At 44.7% G+C, this 20,487-nt stretch carries 15 protein-coding genes; 11 read left to right on the top strand and 4 right to left on the bottom strand.

What is annotated here, in order from left to right; translation table 11 throughout:
• The first annotated feature begins 168 nt into the window (after positions 1-168).
• The 6 genes from VFDL14_RS04705 to VFDL14_RS04730 all read left to right on the top strand — a co-directional run bounded on the left by VFDL14_RS04705 (position 169) and on the right by VFDL14_RS04730 (position 7,701).
• A complete protein-coding gene (locus VFDL14_RS04705) occupies positions 169-1,266 on the top strand; it encodes a YcjF family protein (RefSeq protein WP_032552707.1) in 1,098 nt (365 codons plus the stop codon).
• On the top strand, positions 1,253-2,905 hold the full coding sequence (locus VFDL14_RS04710; RefSeq protein ID WP_032552706.1) for a GTPase family protein: 1,653 nt from the start codon (positions 1,253-1,255) through the stop codon (positions 2,903-2,905). Before VFDL14_RS04705 ends, VFDL14_RS04710 begins: the two co-directional genes overlap by 14 nt.
• Positions 2,906-3,612: 707 nt before the next feature.
• Complete coding sequence (gene tnaA, locus VFDL14_RS04715; RefSeq protein ID WP_032552704.1) at positions 3,613-5,085, top strand: tryptophanase; 1,473 nt, start codon at positions 3,613-3,615, stop codon at positions 5,083-5,085.
• 209 nt (positions 5,086-5,294) lie between these two features.
• A complete protein-coding gene (locus tag VFDL14_RS04720; protein ID WP_032552703.1) occupies positions 5,295-5,798 on the top strand; it encodes a GNAT family N-acetyltransferase in 504 nt (167 codons plus the stop codon).
• Positions 5,799-5,888: 90 nt separating this feature from the next.
• The gene (locus tag VFDL14_RS04725) at positions 5,889-6,782 is read left to right on the top strand and encodes a transglutaminase-like domain-containing protein (protein ID WP_235201754.1); all 894 of its coding nucleotides are present in this window, start codon (positions 5,889-5,891) and stop codon (positions 6,780-6,782) included.
• Positions 6,783-6,999: 217 nt separating this feature from the next.
• Positions 7,000-7,701, top strand: a complete 702-nt coding sequence (locus VFDL14_RS04730; protein WP_032552702.1) for a lipoate--protein ligase family protein — start codon at positions 7,000-7,002, stop codon at positions 7,699-7,701.
• Positions 7,702-7,813: 112 nt separating this feature from the next.
• On the opposite strand, the gene VFDL14_RS04735 is transcribed toward VFDL14_RS04730, so the two are convergent.
• Positions 7,814-9,400, bottom strand: coding sequence for a BCCT family transporter (locus VFDL14_RS04735; protein WP_032552701.1), 1,587 nt, complete (start codon positions 9,398-9,400; stop codon positions 7,814-7,816).
• Positions 9,401-9,851: 451 nt separating this feature from the next.
• Between VFDL14_RS04735 and VFDL14_RS04740 the strand changes: the two genes are divergently transcribed.
• Positions 9,852-13,019, top strand: coding sequence for a chitinase C-terminal domain-containing protein (locus VFDL14_RS04740; protein WP_032552700.1), 3,168 nt, complete (start codon positions 9,852-9,854; stop codon positions 13,017-13,019).
• Positions 13,020-13,261: 242 nt separating this feature from the next.
• Entirely contained in the window at positions 13,262-14,737 is a 1,476-nt protein-coding gene (locus VFDL14_RS04745; protein WP_032552953.1) for a diguanylate cyclase domain-containing protein, read from the top strand.
• Positions 14,738-14,787: 50 nt separating this feature from the next.
• On the opposite strand, the gene VFDL14_RS04750 is transcribed toward VFDL14_RS04745, so the two are convergent.
• Positions 14,788-15,042 carry a YgjV family protein gene (locus tag VFDL14_RS04750; protein ID WP_032552699.1) on the bottom strand — a complete coding sequence of 85 codons (255 nt, stop codon included), beginning with the start codon at positions 15,040-15,042 and terminating at the stop codon, positions 14,788-14,790.
• 269 nt (positions 15,043-15,311) lie between these two features.
• On the opposite strand from VFDL14_RS04750, the gene VFDL14_RS04755 reads away from it, so the two are divergent.
• Complete coding sequence (locus VFDL14_RS04755; RefSeq protein ID WP_032552697.1) at positions 15,312-15,884, top strand: DUF4136 domain-containing protein; 573 nt, start codon at positions 15,312-15,314, stop codon at positions 15,882-15,884.
• Between the two features lie 165 nt (positions 15,885-16,049).
• Positions 16,050-17,216 carry a D-alanyl-D-alanine carboxypeptidase family protein gene (locus tag VFDL14_RS04760; RefSeq protein WP_032552696.1) on the top strand — a complete coding sequence of 389 codons (1,167 nt, stop codon included), beginning with the start codon at positions 16,050-16,052 and terminating at the stop codon, positions 17,214-17,216.
• A gap of 129 nt (positions 17,217-17,345) precedes the next feature.
• Here the strand turns inward: VFDL14_RS04760 and VFDL14_RS04765 are convergent, their stop codons facing one another.
• A complete protein-coding gene (locus tag VFDL14_RS04765; protein WP_032552695.1) occupies positions 17,346-18,245 on the bottom strand; it encodes a LysR family transcriptional regulator in 900 nt (299 codons plus the stop codon).
• Between the two features lie 117 nt (positions 18,246-18,362).
• Between VFDL14_RS04765 and VFDL14_RS04770 the strand changes: the two genes are divergently transcribed.
• On the top strand, positions 18,363-18,728 hold the full coding sequence (locus tag VFDL14_RS04770; RefSeq protein ID WP_032552952.1) for a DoxX family protein: 366 nt from the start codon (positions 18,363-18,365) through the stop codon (positions 18,726-18,728).
• A gap of 33 nt (positions 18,729-18,761) precedes the next feature.
• Here the strand turns inward: VFDL14_RS04770 and VFDL14_RS04775 are convergent, their stop codons facing one another.
• The gene (locus VFDL14_RS04775; protein WP_032552694.1) at positions 18,762-20,450 is read right to left on the bottom strand and encodes an RluA family pseudouridine synthase; all 1,689 of its coding nucleotides are present in this window, start codon (positions 20,448-20,450) and stop codon (positions 18,762-18,764) included.
• Positions 20,451-20,487 lie beyond the last annotated feature (37 nt).

Raw genomic sequence — 20,487 nt, 5'->3', positions numbered from 1 at the left:
GATCTAATGGCGTATTTAAAGTATCTATTAACATAATCTCATAAAACCGACGCCCAAGCATTGTAAATCCGTTCAGGTGAACAAACATATAGTAAGAGCGCTAATGCGATTGTATGAATCGTGGCGCCATGTCCTCAATCTCAGTACCAAGTGAGAATTAGCCTAATTATGTTTGAGCAGATTAAAGACTTCATTAACCCGAGCAAGAACCCTGACCTTACTCAGGCACACGAATATCAACGAAAACATTTGCCAACCTTGTGGCTGCTCGGCAAAACGGGTGCAGGTAAATCATCGTTTATTCAAGCGGTCACGGGTGATTCCTCTGTAGAAGTCGGCAATGGATTTGCACCGTGTACCATGACAGCAATGTCGTACGTGTTTCCTCAAGACAAGCCGATAATGCGTTTTCTTGATACTCGAGGTTTGGGGGAAGCGGACTATGACCCTACAGAGGATCTGAAAGAAATCGGTCAAGCGGGGAATGCGTTAGTAGTCGTGATGAAAGCGGATGAGCCTGAACAATCGGCTGCGCTGTCTGCTCTGAAACAGATCAAGAAGCAAAACAAGATTAAGCACTTGCTGCTTGTTCATACGGCGGTGTTGTCTTCTCAAGAACCAGACCGCGCAAGGCAAGTTCAATTTAACACTCAACAAATAGAGAAGGTTTGGGGTAAGGGTTTTGAATCTGTGGCAGTTGATTTCGAGACTGGTAACGATGATGTCTATAACCACGACATCTTGTTAGAAAAACTGACCAGCATTCTTCCGGTAATTGGAATGATGGTGCAAAACAAAGAGCATTCAACCCAAGAAGAAGCGAATTTTGAGCAAGTTGAGAATGAGGTACTTTGGTACTCGGGAAGTGCAGCGGCCAGCGATCTGATTCCGGGTGTGGGGTTAGTGTCGGTACCTGCCATTCAAGCGAAAATGCTTCACAGTTTGGCTAACCAATATGGGGTTGAGTGGAATAAGCGAGTCTTTAGTGAACTCATTGGTACTTTGGGAAGTAGCTTTGCGGTGCAATATGGAATGAAGCTTGGCACTCGGCAACTGGTTAAGTTGATACCTGTGTATGGGCAAACGATTGGTGCCGTCGCCGCTGCGGCTATGAGTTTTGGTACCAGCTATGGTCTTGGCCGAGCGGCGTGCTACTACTTCTATCATAAGAACAGAGGCGAAGACGTCTCTGAACAAGAGATGCAAGCAATCTATAAAGAATCCCTGAAAAAAGGTAAGGCAGCGTCGGGCTATGAAGAAAATTAGAACCTTATTTCGACTGCTTTCTGCTTTGTCGAGTGGTCGTTGGGGCATAGCTCTCATTTCTGCGATCTTCCCAAGCCTTATTATGATGGGCTTTGGCCTATTTTTGGCGATCAAGTATGGCTACCTACTGGAAATGTCGATAGCCATTGCTGTGAGTACCTTGCTGTTCACGATTCCGTTATATATCTCCAGTCGTTCTTCACGTAATTCGACCAATAGTGATGCGGAAGTAAATACAAGAGATGAAGTAAAAACTGAGTCATCGAATCACAACATCGACGATGCGTTGGTCAAAGCGTCGAATGAATGGTCTCAAGCTGAGCTGTCGATCTGGAACGGCTCTAAACATTACGTTCGCCAACAATTAGTCGACGATATTGAGTGGGGAAATCTAGACCAAACTGGTTTGCAGGTACTAGAGTTCGTCGCCAAAAAGTTTGGTAAGAAGTCTCTCGATTTTTCAATTCCTGAAGGGCTCAAGCTGTTTGAAGAGGTAAGCCGTCGTTACAAAGTGGTGGTAAAAGAGCACATACCGGGCATTGAGTACCTTAAGGTTTCTTACATCAAGGCTGGCTACGAAGCCTATGACAAATATGGTGAGTTGGGGCAAAAGATTTTCAAAGCGGCGATTTGGGGGAATCACCTTAAAAACCTGTATTTGAACCCATTGAAGGTTATTTCTGACTTAGGTCGTGAGCAAGCGACGGCCTCTATGACAAAGGGCGTTGTCGATGATATGCAATATGCTGCGAAACAAGCCTTGCTCGATGAAGTGGCAGCTGTTGCGATTGATTTATACAGCGGACGTTTCAGCATCGAAGACGAAGCATTAAAAGTGTCTGATGTTTCAGAAGTCGACGAGAAACGTTTCGCTGCTGAATTAGAGCCTGTGAGAATTGTACTGGTAGGGCAAACCAGCTCTGGTAAATCATCGATTATCAATGCTCTCAAGCAGGAAATGGTTGCTGAGGTGGATGTTCTACCATCAACGGACACCTCTACGGTTTACAACGCATTTGTTGATGACAACGATGTGAGAGTGGTTGATCTTCAAGGGCTGGATGGAAACGCTAAAACCGAAGCTGTGATGCTTAAAGAGATGACTCAAGCCGATGTGGTGTTGTGGGTACTTAAAGCGAATCAGTCTGCTCGTGAACTGGATAAGCAGCTTAAAGATAAGTTTGATGCATTTTATGATGATCCTAAGAATATCTCGCGCAAGCAGCCCATTGTGATCACTGTCGTCAACCAAGTCGATCGGTTAAAGCCGGTGGACGAGTGGCAGCCACCTTATGATTTAGATAATCCAACGTCGGCAAAGGCAAAGATCATTGCTCAGGCCCTTGAATACAACCACACACTTCTGAAGCCTGATATTGCTTTACCGCTAGCGATTGCACCAGAAAAAGTACAGTTTGGTTTAGAGGCTTTGAAACAGACGCTGATAGAACACATCGCAGACGCCAATAACGTGCAGAGAAATCGTCAGCGCCTTGAAGCAATCAACAGAGGAACCTCGGTAAAAGGGCAGCTTAATAAAGCCATGAAGGCAGGGAAGAAGGTTGCTCCGAGCGCATTGAAAGCCGCGACGCCTAAGTTGGCTGAGATGGCGATAAAACAAGTCACTAAGAAAAAATAAGCAACAACATCTAAGCGATATTCGTCAATTCGCAATATCGCTTGGATAGCTAATTTTTATTTTTCGGATCTTACAGGTTAGTTATATTTATAACTTAACAAACTAGTATAATAGTTCGCTAGGTCGATATTCTGATGGATTTTATATGATGTTAATCACTGCAAATACATCAACGTAAATATTGATCACATTTATGATTGTTAGCCCTTTATTTATAAGATTACTGCACTATATTTAAATTTCTGTTCATTTTGATTTCAACATAGGGATATATTGTGAACATGTATCTGAAATGGCAATCAACAACATGGCTAACCTTGTTAGCTTGGTATACTTTAGATCATCAGATCTCGTTCCACCTTTCTTCAGAGTAGTTCCTTTTGGGCGTCACGCGCCAGCAGAGCTCCTGTGCTTTGCCAATCCTGTTAATTTTGGTTTAAGAAATTCCGTAACCTATGCGTAATCCAATAATGTATTTATGCATGGCACTCTTTATCTCTTAGCCAATTATTAATAGGACCTCAATCAATATCTTCTTGATTCAATAATCTATTTCTCGCTATTTAGTTTTATCGTAATTATCACGCATGTGATGGTGAAACAAATGAAATTAATAGTGATGATTTGTGACATCTGAAAAAATGAGCTTAGACTTTTCCTTAATGTTTCTTCATTAGGAAATACTGGGTTCGTTGAAAGGTACTATTATGGAAAACTTCAAACATCTACCTGAACCGTTTCGTATCCGCGTTGTAGAGCCAGTAAAAAGAACCACCTACGCTTACCGTGAACAAGCTATTGTCGAAGCGGGCATGAACCCATTTCTACTCGACAGTGATGACGTGTTCATCGACTTGCTGACAGACAGCGGTACCGGTTCTATCACCCAACGTATGCAAGCGGCGATGTTAATGGGCGATGAAGCTTACAGCGGCAGCCGCAGCTACTATGCACTGTCGAATGCAGTGAAAGACATCTTCGGTTATGACCTAACGATTCCGACTCACCAAGGTCGTGGCGCAGAGCAGATTTACATCCCGGTACTGATTAAAAAGCGCGAGATGGAGAAAGGGCTGGATCGCAGCAAAATGGTCGCTTTGTCGAATTACTTCTTCGATACCACGCAAGGCCATACGCAAGTGAACTGTTGCGTGGCGAAGAACGTCTACACCAAAGAAGCGTTCGATACGTCAGTGAATGCTGATTTTAAAGGTAACTTCGATATCGAAAAGCTAGAACAAGCGATTCTAGAAGCTGGCGCAGCCAACGTCCCTTACATTGTGAGTACCATTACCTGTAACTCGGCTGGTGGACAACCTGTCTCTATCGCTAACCTGAAAGCTGTGTATGAAATTGCGCAGAAGTACGATATTCCTGTCATCATGGACTCGGCTCGCTACGCTGAAAATGCTTACTTTATCCAGCAGCGTGAACCGGGTTATCAAGATTGGACTATCGAACAAATCACTCGCGAATCCTACAAATACGCAGATGGTTTGGCGATGTCCGCTAAGAAAGACGCGATGGTGCAAATGGGTGGCTTGTTGTGCTTTAAAGATGATACTTTCATGGATGTGTACACAGAGTGTCGTACCTTGTGTGTCGTACAAGAAGGCTTCCCAACCTACGGCGGATTAGAGGGGGGTGCCATGGAGCGCCTTGCAGTTGGGCTTTATGACGGTATGCGCCAAGATTGGTTGGAGTATCGCATCGGTCAGGTGCAATACCTGGTTGATGGTTTAGAAGCGGTTGGCATCGTGTGTCAGCAAGCAGGCGGTCATGCTGCGTTTGTTGATGCAGGTAAACTGCTTCCACATATTCCGGCAGTTCAGTTCCCAGCACATGCTTTAGCGTGTGAGTTGTACAAGGTAGCAGGGATCCGAGCAGTTGAGATCGGTTCATTGCTGCAAGGGCGAGACCCAGCAACAGGTGAGCAGCATCCATGTCCTGCTGAGCTATTACGCCTAACCATTCCACGCGCGACTTACACTCAAACTCATATGGACTTCATTATTGAAGCATTCGAAAAGGTCAAAGAGAACGCAAGTAAAGTGAAAGGGCTCGATTTTGTTTACGAACCACCTGTACTAAGGCACTTCACTGCACGTTTGAAAGAGGTGGAACCTTATGAGAATCAATCAGTAAAAAAGAGTGAGCCAACGCTCGAAGAAGCATTTTAAAATAATAAAACAAGCGAATAGTCACTAATGTAAAAAGCGTATAGGTTTAGGCCTATGCGCTTTTTTGTATGCTTGAATGACCAACGCGAATTACGGAAAACTAATTTAAATATCTGTTATTTATAGAAAATAATCATAGGATGTGTTGCATATAAAGAAGGAGCGGCTTACTCTGCCTAATAATCGTGATGCAATAAGGACAGTACGCAATGATTATCAACACAGATAGACTCACCATGGCTCAAATCACAAGCGAAGACTGGGCTCTTTTTCAGTCTCTAAATCGTGAGCCAGAGGTCATCCGACTGTGCTTCGATGAGCCATCACCTTCCGATATTAAAGAAGCTTTCGAATCTCGATTGCCTGCTTGGAATAAAGATTCAACACATTGGCTGTGTCTTACTATCACAAACAAAGAGACTGGCGAAAAGATTGGGGTGACGGGCTTTCGTATGGTCGATGGTGTGGCAGAAGTCGGTTATCTGATTTTACCTAAGTTTCATGGCTTCGGCTTTGGTACGGAGTCTTTAAAGGCTCTCATTTGCTGGGCAACCAAAGAGCAAGGGATCACTTCATTTCAAGCGATTGTAACAGAGGGCAATATTGGGTCTGAAAAAGTGTTGCTGAAAAGTGGCTTTTCACTCAAAGAGGTCGTTCCAGACGCTTACACCATTGGTGGCAAGCTCTACGCTGATCATATTTACACCCTTTAAAACCAATGCCTAACCCTCAAAACCGTGTTGTTTCCTTAAGCACAACGCGCCCGTTTTGAGGTTTTCACTTTCTGACAAGGATTGAAGTATATGGACGTCATGGAACATGCCGTTATTTCTGAGTTTACTACACCATCTGAATTTACCGACCTCGCCAGTATTAAGTTGGACATCAAGCAAGTGCCAAATGATGTCGAGGGAATCTGTCAGTTTGTACAAGGAAACCTTATCCATGCTTATTGGTTAGAGCATTATGGTGTAGAGATAGACATTTCTATTCAGCGCACTGAAATGCAGACGCGATATGCGAAGGATTTGCTGTCGCTAGCCATGTCGAAATCAGGGCAAGCTGCACATGTTATCAAAGCGCCGAATCATAGAGTGGTCAGTATTTGTCGAGACTTCTCCCTTTTGGTGTGTTCTATCTTCAGGATGAAAGGAGTGCCTGCTCGCATAAGAAGTGGTTTCGCAGCGTATTTAGGACCGGATCATTTCGAAGATCACTGGGTTTGCGAATATTGGAACGGTCAAGGTTGGGTATCGGTTGATGCACAGCTCGATGGCGTTCATCAACGCATTCTGAATTTTGAATTCGATCCGTGTGATGTTCCATCGTCTCAATTCTTAGTTGCGGGGCAGGCTTGGAAACTCGCTCGTGAAAATTCAGTGTCGGCCGATAAGTTCGGATTTGCTGATTTTAAAGGGCTAGCCTTTATTAAAGCGAGCCTGATTCGCGACCTATTCGCGCTGTCTAAATATGAAATGCACACTTGGGATATAGGTTGGGGGATCTTGCCTCACTTTATGGCTCCAGTTTCTAATGACGATGAACTTCACTTACTCGATGAACTTGCCAAAGTGAGTTGTTCTCGAGATGCGAAGCAGGCGCACAAGCTGGTGGACTCGTGTGAAGCGATCAGGCTTCCCGGTGATTGGAATACTGCGAAGTTTCCCACATTGAGTGAGCTTTATGCTTCTCTATAGTTTTAAGCTTAACTGCCATTGAACAAAGAGTTAGCTCAAAGGAATCTATGCAGTAGGTCTTGCCAAGAAGTTCAGGGATTGGCTTTAATGCCAAAAGGGCAATGATACTGTTTATGATTTTTAATATATGGCATCAATAATGTGAGATATGTTGATAATCTCAACTGCTGGGAAATAGTTGATATGAGTTCACGCTTAGTTTGAGAGGAATAGCGCATTGAAGTTAACAAATAAACTTGTACGTTACCCGCATATTGATGTTGATCGTGCGTTTGAAAAAGAAGATGAGCTTTTGCAGCAAATTCAGGCTGGTGAGATTGGACAAGCCTTGTTGTTGTGGCAAGCAAAAGCGCCGACACTCGTTTTGCCCTCAGGTAAAAAGTGGCCAGTAACGCTAGAGTCTAGAAAACAACTTGAGGCGCAAGGTTGGCAACTCTCTTCGCGAAAAACAGGTGGCGCTCCCGTCCCCCAGTTGCCGGGGATTATTAACCTATCGCATATTTATCATTGGCCTAGAAATGAAGCCTACGACATCAAAAAAGCGTATCTACATCTATGCAATGTCTTAACTCTGTTTTTTAAAGACTTGGGCGTCGATGTGGATGTGCATGCGACTCCCGGTTCTTATTGTGATGGCGACTACAACCTCAATATCAACAAACAGAAAATAGTAGGTACGGCTCAGCGTGTTTTGCTTAAACGCGGTGGCGGTCAAATAGTCCTTTCGCAAGCCTGTATTTTGTTAGATGTCGACTTAGAGAGCAGTGTTGCGCCCGTTAATTTTTATAATCAAATCTGCGGTAATCCAACCGTAGTAGACCCACATGTTCATACTCTGCTGTCTGAGCACGTGAAGCCTCTGCCTAGCGTAGACTCACTTTTTCAGCAGTTAACTCAAGCCTTCATTAAGTATGCTTAGTACTAGTTTCTGACGCTGAAACAATGGAACCAATACAAAAAAGCCACTCAGGTGAATCACTTGAGTGGCTTTTTTATTCGAGACAATAAGCTTAAATAAATTGGCTTCGGTATTAAGCGATGCCTTGCTCTTTTGCCATCTGTGTCGCGATCTTAGGTGCGTGCCATAGACACGGTAACAAGATGAATGACACAGGAACGGCGGTGATTACAATAAATGATTGCAGAGCTGAGATGCCGCCAGAGCCCATAGAAATTAGCGCAATAGCCACTGCACCCATGATGATGCCCCAGAAGGTGCGTACCGCTGCGTTTGGCTCGGTGGTACCTGTCATAACCACGCTGATGGTGTAGGTCATAGAGTCACCTGTCGTCACGATAAACGTGGTGGTCAGGATAAGGAACAGAATCGCAATCAGAGTCGGGAACGGCAGTTGCGCGGTAATAGCTAACAGCACTGCCGGAAGGTTGAAGCCTTCGAACGCACTAGAAATAACGCCAGGGTTTTCTAAATCAAACGCTAAACCGCTACCACCAACGATGCTGAACCAGAAACAGGTGACGAGCGGCGCAACGATGCTGATAGAAACGATCATTTGGCGAATGGTGCGACCACGTGAAATACGAGCAATAAAGATTGCCATCATTGGGCCATAGCCTAAGAACCAACCCCAGAAGAATACCGTCCAGCCACCAAGCCACGCCGTATCTTGGCGATAAAGCGCCATAGGGATGAAGTTGTCGATCATTTCGCCCATACCTTGTAGATAACCATCAACGATGAAACTTGTTGGACCTACAAGAAGGATGTAGCCGATTAGGCATACAGACAAGATAATGTTGTAACGGCTCACTAGTTGGATGCCTTTGTTGACGCCACTTAATGCCGAAAGGGTATACATCGCAATAGCAAACAGGATAACTACGCTTTGTGTCGCGAAGTTGTCGGTGATACCGAATAGTTCGCTCAGTGCGTAGCTAATTTGAAGCCCAAGGAAGCCAATAGGACCAATAGTACCCGCAGCGACAGCAACGATGCTACATGCGTCAACCACGTTACCAATCCACCCATTAATGGCCTTATCACCCAGAACTGGATAAAGCAGAGTACGAGGTTTTAGAGGCAGACCTTTGTCGTAATGTAGGTGCATCAACACGATAGAAGATAAACCGCCTAAAATTGCCCAAGCAAGAAAACCCCAGTGCATGAAAGACTGAGAAAGCGCGTTGAACGCCATTGCTTGTGGATCCGCTTCACCATACAAAGGTGGTGCAGAGACGAAGTGAGCGATAGGTTCTGCAGCAGCCCAGAATACGCCACCACCTGCAAGTAGGGTACAAAGAACAATCGACATCCATTTGAAAGTGGACATTTCTGGTAGGGCAAGCGCTCCTAAGCGAACTTGACCTGTACGGCCCAGTGCTAGCAGTAAACCGAGAATAAAGTTAAGTAACAATAGCACTTGCCAATAAGCACCGAACCATTGAGTTGAGTAGCTAAAACCGATGTTGACCAGTTCAGACAAGGCTGAAGTGTTGGTAAAAGCGAGAACGACAAAGAGCGTTAAAAAACTGCCGCTTAGCCAGAACACTGGATTTCCAAGCTCTAGTTTTTTACCCAGAGACTGGGCTTTAATGAAATTGATAGAAGTAGATTCTGCGTTGATGTTTTCGTTGGCGACTTGCGTCAAGTTAGACATTATTTGTTCGCTATATTTGGCCGTGGAGCCTGTGTATTTCCTGCACATCTCCCTTTGAAAATGTGAGGTTCGTCAAAAAAGTCGCAGATACTAACATATCTATCACCAGAAAGTCGGCGAATTGCAAAAAGAAGTCCATTCCTCCTAGAAATCTGTCCTTTTTGGTTACTTTGATTGCATCTTATCCATGCATTAGGTGTGGTTTCTGGCGATGAGGAGCGACTATTTTTTAGCTTTGCGAAATAAATTTAATATTAGTTGTCGGTGCAAAATAAGTGTCGACTCATTGCAGAGTGTAAGCAATTATTTGCGAGTCATTTTATAAATAGTGAATATTCTAAGTGCGTAATTGGCTTTGTTACCTACAGTTGTTTTGCGAAGAGATTTAAGTGGTCGTGTGATTACGACTGAAATTAAACATCTTGAAACAACAACTTAAGGGATAGCACACATGCACCTAAACCAAGGAAGAGTGGCCAATAAGGTTTTCACACTCAGTACTCTCACCGCGTCATGCTTAATGGCGTTCAACAGCTACGCGGCTGTTGATTGTTCAACGTTAGAAGCGTGGGATTCTGCCACGGTATATACCGGTGGTGATCAGGTTTCACATGACGGCAGCGCGTACTCAGCGAATTACTGGAATCAAAACAACAACCCGAGCCAATTTGAAGGTGACTATGCACAATGGAAAAAGATTGATGTGTGTAGTGGCGGCGGAGGCGGTGGCACGCCAAATGAAGCGCCAACCGCTTCGTTAACAGCACCTACCGCGTCAGATGTGATCGTTGAGGGCGAAAATGTCGTCTTAAGTGCTAGGGCACTTGATGCTGATGGTAGCGTTGCTTCAGTAGAGTTTTTTGTCGATGGTACTTCCGTCGCAGTAGTAACAGCAGCACCATTTGAAGCGACTTGGGCTGCAACGTCTGGCAACCATCAGGTTTCTGTTGTAGCAACAGACAATGAAGGTGCAGCGAGTGTAGCAAGCGCGGTATCTGTTTCTGTCGATTCACTGCAACCTGGCAATGAAGAGCCAACGGTATCAGTTGCACTTTCAGCGGCTTCTGTAGATGTAGGTGGCGTGGTAACACTCACGGCAACGGCTGCAGACAGTGATGGCACGGTTGATAAAGTCGATTTCTATGTGGCAGGTTCTTTAGTTGGAACGGCTGCAACAAGCCCGTATACGCTTGACTACACAACCACTCAAGCAGGTACTTTAGCTGTTTACGCTAAAGCTACCGACGATCAGGGTGCGACAACGGATTCAGCCTTGGCTTCTTTAAAGGTGAATGGTGCTCCAACGGTGAGTACATGTCGTCCTGATGGCTTGTATCAAACGCAAGGTGTCGATGTTCCTTACTGTACCATTTACGATGATGAAGGCCGTGAGAAAATGGGCGCGGATCACCCTCGTCGTGTGATTGGTTACTTCACGAGCTGGCGTGCAGGGGACGACCCTCAAGCGGCTTACTTAGTAAATGATATTCCTTGGGAGCAACTCACACACATTAACTATGCGTTCGTGAGCATCGGTTCAGATGGCAAAGTGAATGTTGGTGATGTAAATGATCCAAATAATGCTGCTGTCGGTAAAGAGTGGCCGGGAGTCGAGGTTGACCCTGCATTAGGCTTTAAAGGGCACTTTGGTGCGCTCGCAACAGCGAAGAAAAAACACGGTGTTAAAACACTAATCTCAATTGGTGGTTGGGCTGAGACGGGTGGTCACTTTGCCACAGACGGCAGCCGTGTCGCTGATGGTGGTTTCTACACCATGACGACCAATGCTGATGGCTCTATTAATCATCAAGGCATCGAAACATTCGCGACGTCAGCGGTTGAAATGCTGCGTAAGTATCAATTTGATGGCCTAGATATCGATTATGAGTACCCAACATCAATGGCAGGCGCGGGTAACCCATACGACAAAGACTTCATGGAATCACGTCGACAGTACCTCTGGGCTTCATACCAAGTACTGATGAAAGTATTGCGTGAGAAGCTTGATGTGGCGTCTGCTGAAGATGGCAATCACTATATGTTAACTATCGCGGCACCTTCTTCTGGCTACCTATTGCGCGGTATGGAAACATTCGATGTCACTCAATATCTTGATTACGTGAACATCATGTCTTACGACCTTCACGGTGCTTGGAACGACCACGTTGGCCACAACGCTGCATTGTTCGATACAGGTAAAGATTCAGAGCTAGCGCAGTGGAATGTATACGACACGGCGGCTTATGGCGGTATTGGCTACCTGAACACGGATTGGGCTTACCATTACTTCCGCGGTTCAATGCCAGCGGGTCGTATTAACATCGGTGTGCCTTACTACACGCGTGGTTGGCAGGGTGTAACAGGTGGTGAAAATGGTCTTTGGGGCCGAGCTGCATTACCTAATCAATCTGAATGTGCTGCTGGTACAGGTGAAGGCGAGAAGAACAACTGTGGTCACGGCGCGATTGGTATCGATAACATGTGGCACGATACCGACCCTAAAGGAAACGAAATGGGCGCAGGTTCGAACCCAATGTGGCATGCGAAGAACCTAGAGAAAGGCATTTGGGGCTCTTATGCGGATGCTTACAAGCTTGATCCTGTAAACGATCCAACGGATGTTCTAAGAGGTACTTACACGCGTAACTACGACAGCGTGGCGGTTGCACCTTGGCTATGGAATGCTGAGAAAGGCGTGTTCCTTTCTACGGAAGATAAAGAATCTATCAACGTGAAAGCGGACTACGTTATCGACAAAGAAATCGGCGGCATCATGTTCTGGGAACTGGCTGGTGACTACAACTGTTATGTACTTGATGCAAGTGGCAACCGCACAACGGTTGATACTACAGAGCAAGCGTGTAACAGCGGTAACGGTGAGTTCCACATGGGTAACACAATGACTAAAGCTATCTACGATAAGTTTAAGTCGGCAACGCCATATGGTAACAAAGTCGCGACTGGTGCAATTCCTACCGAAGCATTAGACATCGCAGTATCGGTTGGTGGCTTCAAAGTCGGTGACCAAAACTACCCAATTAACCCTAAGATCACGTTTACCAACAATACGGGTCAGGCACTGCCTGGCGGTACAGAGTTCCAGTTCGACATTCCAGTATCAGCGCCAGACAATGCGAAAGATCAATCTGGTGGTGGTTTGACCGTGATTGCTTCGGGTCATACACGTGCGGATAACATCGGTGGATTAGACGGAACTATGCACCGCGTAGCCTTCACATTACCTGCATGGAAAGAACTGCCTGCTGGTGGCGTGTACGAGCTGGACATGGTGTATTACCTACCAATTTCAGGCCCTGCAAACTATGCCGTTAACGTAGGTGGTGTCGATTATGCCTTTAGCTTTGAGCAACCAGACTTACCTTTAGGTGATATCAGTTCTGGTGGCGGTAACCCTGGCGACGGTGGTACAAACCCTGGTACTTGTGATACTGCAGGCTTAACTGTGTACCCAGATCTGCCTCAGAAAGACTGGGCCGGTAACCCAAGCCATGCTAACACGGGTGACCAAGTGGTTCACAACGGAAGCATTTATCAAGCTAATTGGTGGACAAGTTCAGAGCCAGGTAGTGATGGTAGTTGGACTGTTGTTTGTCAGTAAAATGGTGACTATGAATTCTCAATACTGAGAAAAATATTTATAAAACAAGTATTTATAAAATTATAAATTCGCCACATTGATATTATCAATGTGGCGTTTTTGGTATTGGTCACATATCAATGAATCAAACGTTTTTAAAGGCAATACCTTAATTCATACACCCTACCGTTTGTGATATAAAACTCGCTGCTTATTGAGGGCAAAAACCGGACACTGTTGTAGTGAGGGCGCATGGGGTAATTTTGAAATTCAAACGTAAATATATTCTTAACTTCTCGATAGCACTGGCCACGGTTTCTATGGTGCTGTCTGCCATCCAATTTAATCGCACCAAAGAAGCGTTATTGGAATCCAACCAAGTGTTTTTTAATACCATCGTAAATGCGAGCTATGACATTGTGGATACGACGGTTAATGAAGCGATTAAAACGTATCTAAAGGGAGTTATTGATACAGCTCACTCTTATGTAGAGAGCCATAAACAGCTACCAGAAGCTCAACAACTGGCGGATCTCGCAAATACATTAAAAGTAGGGCAATCCGGTTATCTCTATTTGCTTTCCCCTGACGGCGTTCATTTATATCACCCATTTTTGCAAGGTCAGGACAGGTCAAACGTAGAGCATATTCAGCGGCAACTGAAGTTGGAAGAAGGTGTATCGCAGTATTATCACGCCAACCCTCATGAAACAGGGATGCGGCCAAAAGTTGCGTATTCGAGAAAGTTGCCGAGCGGTAATACCTTAGTAGCAACGACTTATAAAGATGAATTGATGTTCTTGGTGGATCAGGTGCAGTTGAAGGAAAAGCTCAGTAAGTATGCCTATGGTGAGAGCGGCTACATCTATATCGTTGATCTTGATGGGAATCGGATTCTACAGAACCAGTTTGATAATAGAGCCTTTGAATCCGTGGTTGAGTCAACCTCTCAGAGTTTCATCCGACAGGTTCTTAATAATCGAGAAGGACACGTTAAGTTTGATTTAGAAAATGAGTCTGGAGTAGCGACTAAAAACATCTTCTACAAGTTTTATCCTTACCTGAACTGGGTAATTGTTGCTGGTATCTCTGAACAAGAGCTAAATAAGAATCATAGTTTGCTGTTTGTGAGCCTGATGACCCTTTTTGCCAGCTTGATAGCGATCATTTCAGTGTTAGTCCTCTATCTCAAGAATCGACACCATAAAATGTTAGAACTGGCGAGTCTTGACTATCTAACGGGAATTAACAGCCGCAGAAGTTTTATGGAACAGTTTAAAGCCAGAGTACAGAAGGATCAGACATCCGTTTCACACCTTGGGGTTATTCTGCTCGATATCGATCATTTCAAACGTGTTAACGACGATTTTGGCCATACACAAGGAGATAAAGTGATTCAGGCCGTTGCTGTTAAGTTGAAGGAGTATGAGACAGAAAATCGTTTGATAGCACGCTATGGAGGAGAAGAGTTTGTCGTTGTGACATTCGATTGTGAACAAGCTGAATTGATGGAGTTGGCAGAGACAATACGTTTGGATGTGGAGAAGACTCAGGGGTTGTGCCGACAGATCACAATCAGTGCGGGTTGTTGTTATGCACCAGTGAATCAAGGCGTCGAAAAGGTCATAGAGAAGGCTGATGCTGCGCTCTATCGAGCAAAGGAGGCCGGTAGGAACAACACCCAGTGTTACTCAAGTCCTAATTGGAAGTGTTTGCCTCATATTAAACACTGCATATGAAAAAAGCCCGAACAAGATTAATTGTTCGGGCTTTTTATCAGATTCGAATGCTAAGCTTTAGCAGCTTTTAACGCTTCCGTTTTTTTTTCCTTTTGCATTTTAGCAAGGAAATAAACGTTTACGATTGCGATGAAACCATTGGTCGCTACTACTGGCCATGCATCAATCATTACACCGTAAGCAGTGAAGAGAGCACAACCAATAAAGTTAAGAACACGTAAGCGAACGATGTCTTTCATAGTTAATGAAATCGCAACCATGATAGATGCTGCGTAACCTAAAATTTCAACCATATTAAATTCCATTGTTGGACCCTCTTAGTTTTGCCGATACAGTGTCGGTACCAATCCTTCTCTTCATGAGATTATTGAGGAAGCTCCGTGCCTCGAATGGTCTGGTTTTGTTTAACTGGTGCTGACTATAGCAAGCCTTTTTTTGTGATAAAAGCCCCAAAACGAGTGAAAGTGAAGGTTAGCGATTACGCAAACGTTTAAAAGGTTTTTAGATAATATAATTACTGAATGTGTTGGTGTTGAATCCAATTGTAGAACATATAACGAAAAGGAAGCGACGAATGAAAAATAAATGTCTAGGCGGCTTTTTAGCGAGCGTTGTCTTGGCGGTTAGCTTGATGGGATGCACAATAGAGCCTATGCCGATGAAGCATGATTTCGGTGTGGTAACCAGTGGTGATTTTACGTTTATGAATCAGGGTGTACAGACGTATTCATGGCACCCAAGTTCAGAACAAGCTTACCTTTCCAAAAACTACGATAAGACAGAAGTCACCGATATCGTTCGTTCTGCAATTGAAGACCATTTGACGCAAAAGGGTTATCGATTAGCTAATAATGGTGCCCAAGGTGACGTCGTCATTGGCTTTGGCCTAGCGCAAGAGTCAGAGCTGAGTGACCAAGCTATCTTGAATCGATTGAATCTTTCGACTGGCGTACCTTTTTATAACGAAAAGGGTAAAAAAGCAGAAAAAGGGTCGCTATATATCGTATTTTTGCTTCCAAATAGCGCAGTTATACAGTGGCAAGCACTGGCACAATCTGGCATTCAAGGTGGGCTAACTCATTCGCAGCTCGACCAACGTATATCGAGTTTTGTTGATAGGTTATTCAGAGATATACCTAACCGATAGAGTTATTAGTTGGGTCAATAATATTGACTCAATATTTGAACATAATTCAAGCTATCAATTGAAATTTGTAACTAAAGGTTCATTTGAGTAAAGCAACGTAAAGTTTCGGCGTCTTTTCTCAGTATTTAGCTATACTGAACAAAACGTTAATTCAGGTTTGATCAAATGAAATTGTTCGCTAAATATTCACTTTCCCTTGTTGGTTTATTGGCTGCGAGTAATGCTGTAATGGCAGCACCAACGATTGTTCCTTCTCCTCCTAGCCTAGGCGCAAAAGGCTATGTCTTAATGGATTTCAACTCAGGTGAAGTCTTGGTTGAAAGTAATGCGCATACGAAATTGAATCCTGCGAGCTTAACCAAGTTGATGACCAGCTACGTCGCTGGTCAAGAGATGAAGCGCGGTAACATCTCAGCGGATGATAAAGTTAGAATCAGCGAAAACGCATGGGCCAAGAACTTCCCAGACTCCTCCAAGATGTTCATCGAAGTCAATACCAATGTCGATATGATGGATCTCTACCGAGGCTTGATCATCCAATCGGGCAATGATGCTAGTGTGGCTATTGCTGAACATGTGGCTGGCTCTGAAGGTGCCTTTGTCGACCTGATGAACTCATGGGCGGCGTCTCTTAACCTAGAAAACACGCACTTCGCAAATGCTCATGGACTCGATGCCGAGGACCTTTATTCGACACCTTACGATATTGCGTTGTTAGGTCGTGCCATTATTCGCGATCTACCAGATGTTTACGGTTTATACAGCGAGCGCTCGTTCAGCTATAACGGTATCACTCAGCATAACCGTAATGGTTTGCTGCGCGATAGAAGCATGAATGTTGATGGTATGAAAACGGGCTATACCTCTGGCGCGGGCTACAGCTTGGCGAGTTCTGCAACACAAGGTGAGATGCGCCTGATTGCCGTAGTAATGGGGTCAAGTAGCATTAAAGGTCGTGAATCGGATAGCAAACAGTTGCTGAGCTACGGTTTTAGATTCTTCGATACACTGAACCCACATCAAAGCGGAGATTTGATCTCTGAAGAGAAGCTATGGTTTGGCGAGCAAGACACACTTAAGCTAGGTGTCGACCAAGATACTTACATCACGCTACCAAAAGCTGATGGCAAAAAGCTATCAGCGTCGGTTGAACTGACTTCTGATCTGAAAGCACCTATCGAAAAAGGCCAAACCTTGGGTGTGGTTCACTACACCGTTGATGGCGAAGATATTAAGACTCAACCATTGGTCGCGTTAGAGTCTGTGCAAGAGGGTAGCTTCTTCAAGCGAATTCTTGACCATATTAAGCTGTTCTTTACTAACTTGTTTTAAGCTTTGACTTCGCATTATCCTGCATGTGCTGCTATGCGAAGTTGGGCAATTAGCTGATACTTGATGACGAATGGACCTTTTGTACTCTACATCAGAGTGTAAAAGGCCCATTTTTTACTGCATCAACTCTTAGTCGATAGCATATTCTGCGAAGTAGTCTGAAAGGAAATTGATCAAGGCGCGCAAGCGAACAGGAAGGTAGTCACTGGGGTGATAGAGCAGATACATAGGGAGCTTTTGATGGCTCCATGGCTGTAACACTTCGATCAATTGACCCTGCTGTACCCACTCTTTTCCCATCCAACTTGGCAAGGCACAGATGCCCAGGCCAAGCCTACTCATATTCAGTAACGTTTCTGGACTGTCAGTCGAGAAGCTTTCATTAACTCGAATTTTTGTTTCGGTTCCTTTCGAGTCTTTGAAGCTCCAGTCGCTGGATGGCTTCATCAGCGAATATGTAAGGCATTGATGGTTAATCAAATCAGCTGGTGTCTCAGGCAAACCAAGGCGCTCCACATAATCTGGCGAAGCGTAATAATGAACATGATTTTTAAATAACAGCTTTGCTTTTAAGTTTGAGTCACTGAGCTGAGAGGCTCTAATCGCAAGATCAATCGTGTGATCATTTAAATTAACGAAGCTATCGCTGACACTCAGATTAATCCTGATCTTTGGGTGTTGAACCATAAACGCCTTGAGTGCGTGAGTGAGGACTTGGTTTGAGAAGGCCGAGGGGGCTGAGATTTTGATTTCTCCCTCAACGGATTGAGCCTCCCGAGTCAACTTAGCTTCGAAACTGCTCATCTCGTCTAATAGTCGCAAACAGTATTGTTGATAGTCTCGTCCAGCCGGGGTTAATGAGATCTTTCGGCTGTTACGCTGAAAAAGGGTGAGCTTTAAGTTGTTCTCTAGCCACGCAATTTTTTTGCTCACAGCACTTTGCGTGGTGTCGAGCTCTTCGGATGCCAACGTAAAGCTGTTGAGTCGAGCGGTAACCACAAACGCCTTAATACAGTCAATTTTATCCATTTTGCATTCCATTTGGGAATCTTAACTATCTAAATATTAGCATTTAACTAGTTGGTTAAGAATGCTCAAATGCCGTCAGTGTTTTAGAAAACAGAAATGAACAAGGTGGGTAGTATCATGAACGTAGTGAGTATTGTATTGATCGTGTTTTTTATGTTGGCGAGTTCAATTAAGACGTTAGGGTGGCAGAAAAAGGTATTTGAAACTCAGTTGGCGTTTTTTAAGAACTATGGGTTAAACAGACAAATCATGTTTGTAGTAGGGTGTTTAGAGCTTACTGGCGCGATGTCTCTGTTATTGGGCTTGGTTGGATGGGTACCTGAGTTAGTTGTGTCTTTGGGGGCGTTATTACTGGCTGTAGTGTCAATCGGCGCGATATTCTTTCATTTACGCTTTGACTCATGGCAGGCTGGGATACCTGCCATGGTGACGCTTTCGTTATCAAGTTATGTTGCTTATCCATTGATTGCGCTGTTTCATTAGGAGCAGAGTCAATAAGACGAGCCTCTTAGCTTGTTAGAACTCGCTGGGTACTTCAAATTCGACCCACTCCCCAGTTGTTGGATGCACTAGTTTCAAGTAGCCCGCATGTAAATGGAGGCGGTCGCGTTTATAGCCGTACAGGTCATCGCCCGTAATTGGAGTGCCTAGACCATCAGGGTGAGCACAATGAACACGAAGTTGATGCGTTCGCCCTGTTTTAGGGTAGAGGTGAACCTTGGTCTTGCCGTCACTTCTACGTACCACCTGCCAATGGGTTTCCGCTTTTTTCCCGTATTGATGACAAACCAACTGTCTTGGGCGGTCGGTGATATCGCCCCGTAATGGCAGGTTGATATCACCACCTTCACCTTTGATGTCCCCATCAAGTAAGGCGGTATACCGCTTCTCGACATTCCGCTCAATAAATTGCTTTTGGATATGACGGTTTGATTCCGCTGTGAGCGCAAGGATCAATAAACCCGAAGTCGACATATCTAGTCGATGTATGATGAGTGGTCCCGTTGCATCTGGGTATCGCGTTTTAATCCGAGAGTAGACTGAGTCCTCGATAAATTTCCCTGGAACAGACAGGAACTCAGCGGGCTTGTTTACTACAACAATCTCGTTGTCTTCATAAACAATATCGAACTGCTTACCAACTGCTGGGTTCACGATTAGAGGATTATCTTCTAACTCAATGCCTTCAAGTTGATGCTCCAGAATTTCGAAACTTCGGCTCTGACAAACTGGGTATAAATTGCCATGCTGACGTATTTCTTGATGCGGTGGGCGACCCCACCAGAATTCAGCAAGAGCAAGTGGTTTTAGGCTGTGTTTAAACGCGAAATTCAGAAGCTTTGGTAGGCAGCAATCGCCAGAACCCTGTAGAGCCTCTTTACCGTTCAAAAGCTCTAACAATGATTTGGTCTGATTGCTCGCATTGAGAAAGTGATAATGCGACAAGCGCTGTTCTTCTAGTTGCGCCGAAAGTTCAGAATGTTGCTGGCGTTGATCGCGCAAAGTGGTGTCGATGGAATCTATGTTTGATTGCAGCTCAGCGATCGCTTGTTTCCATTGAATTCTCAAAGCCTTGAGGTCACGCTTCTCTTGGCTACTTGCCGCACCTAACTGCTTGAGAAGGCCGCTGTTTCCAACAGTGTTCTCAGAGTTGTCTGAGCTTGACTGTATAGACGCTTCATAATTAGCACGAAGAGCATCGCGTTGTGCTTTGTTCGCTGCCATTTGCTTTTGGGAGTTGGCAATTTCCGTTGCAGCTTGTTCTTTAGATGATTCGAGTTTGGCATTTAGCTCAGCAAGGTTATGGCGTTGTTCGAAAGTCTCGATCTGTTTAGCTTGCTCTGTAACTTGGTCGATTAAACTACGGCACTCTAGTTCGTATTGGGTTTTCTCAAAAGCAGAAGGCACAAATTCAATTGAAGACAGTGAGACAACAAGGCTTTCATCAAGTGCTAACCCTCCATGCGCCGCCAAATAGCCAAGTTCACCTGTAGCTGTGTCTTGTGTAAGCAATACAGCATAGAGCTGACCAAAAGAGTCTGTGTCAACGCCAGCTACTTGTAGACGTGATTGCAAATCGAGCATCGCCAGCTCACACGTTTTATTAGGCGTGTAGTAATACGGGAACGTAAAACGATCTGGTAGTGCGTGATGGTCAGCTGAATCTGTAGGTAGTGGCGTGAAGTGCAAAAGACGCTGTGGCATGGGATGAACTCTTTGACGAACGATAGAGCTCGGTATT

The sequence above is a fragment of the Vibrio fortis genome (assembly GCF_000695685.1).
GTDB lineage: Bacteria > Pseudomonadota > Gammaproteobacteria > Enterobacterales > Vibrionaceae > Vibrio > Vibrio fortis_A.
The sequence above is the reverse complement of the archived record's forward strand: the minus strand, read 5'-3'. Positions and strand labels throughout refer to the sequence as shown.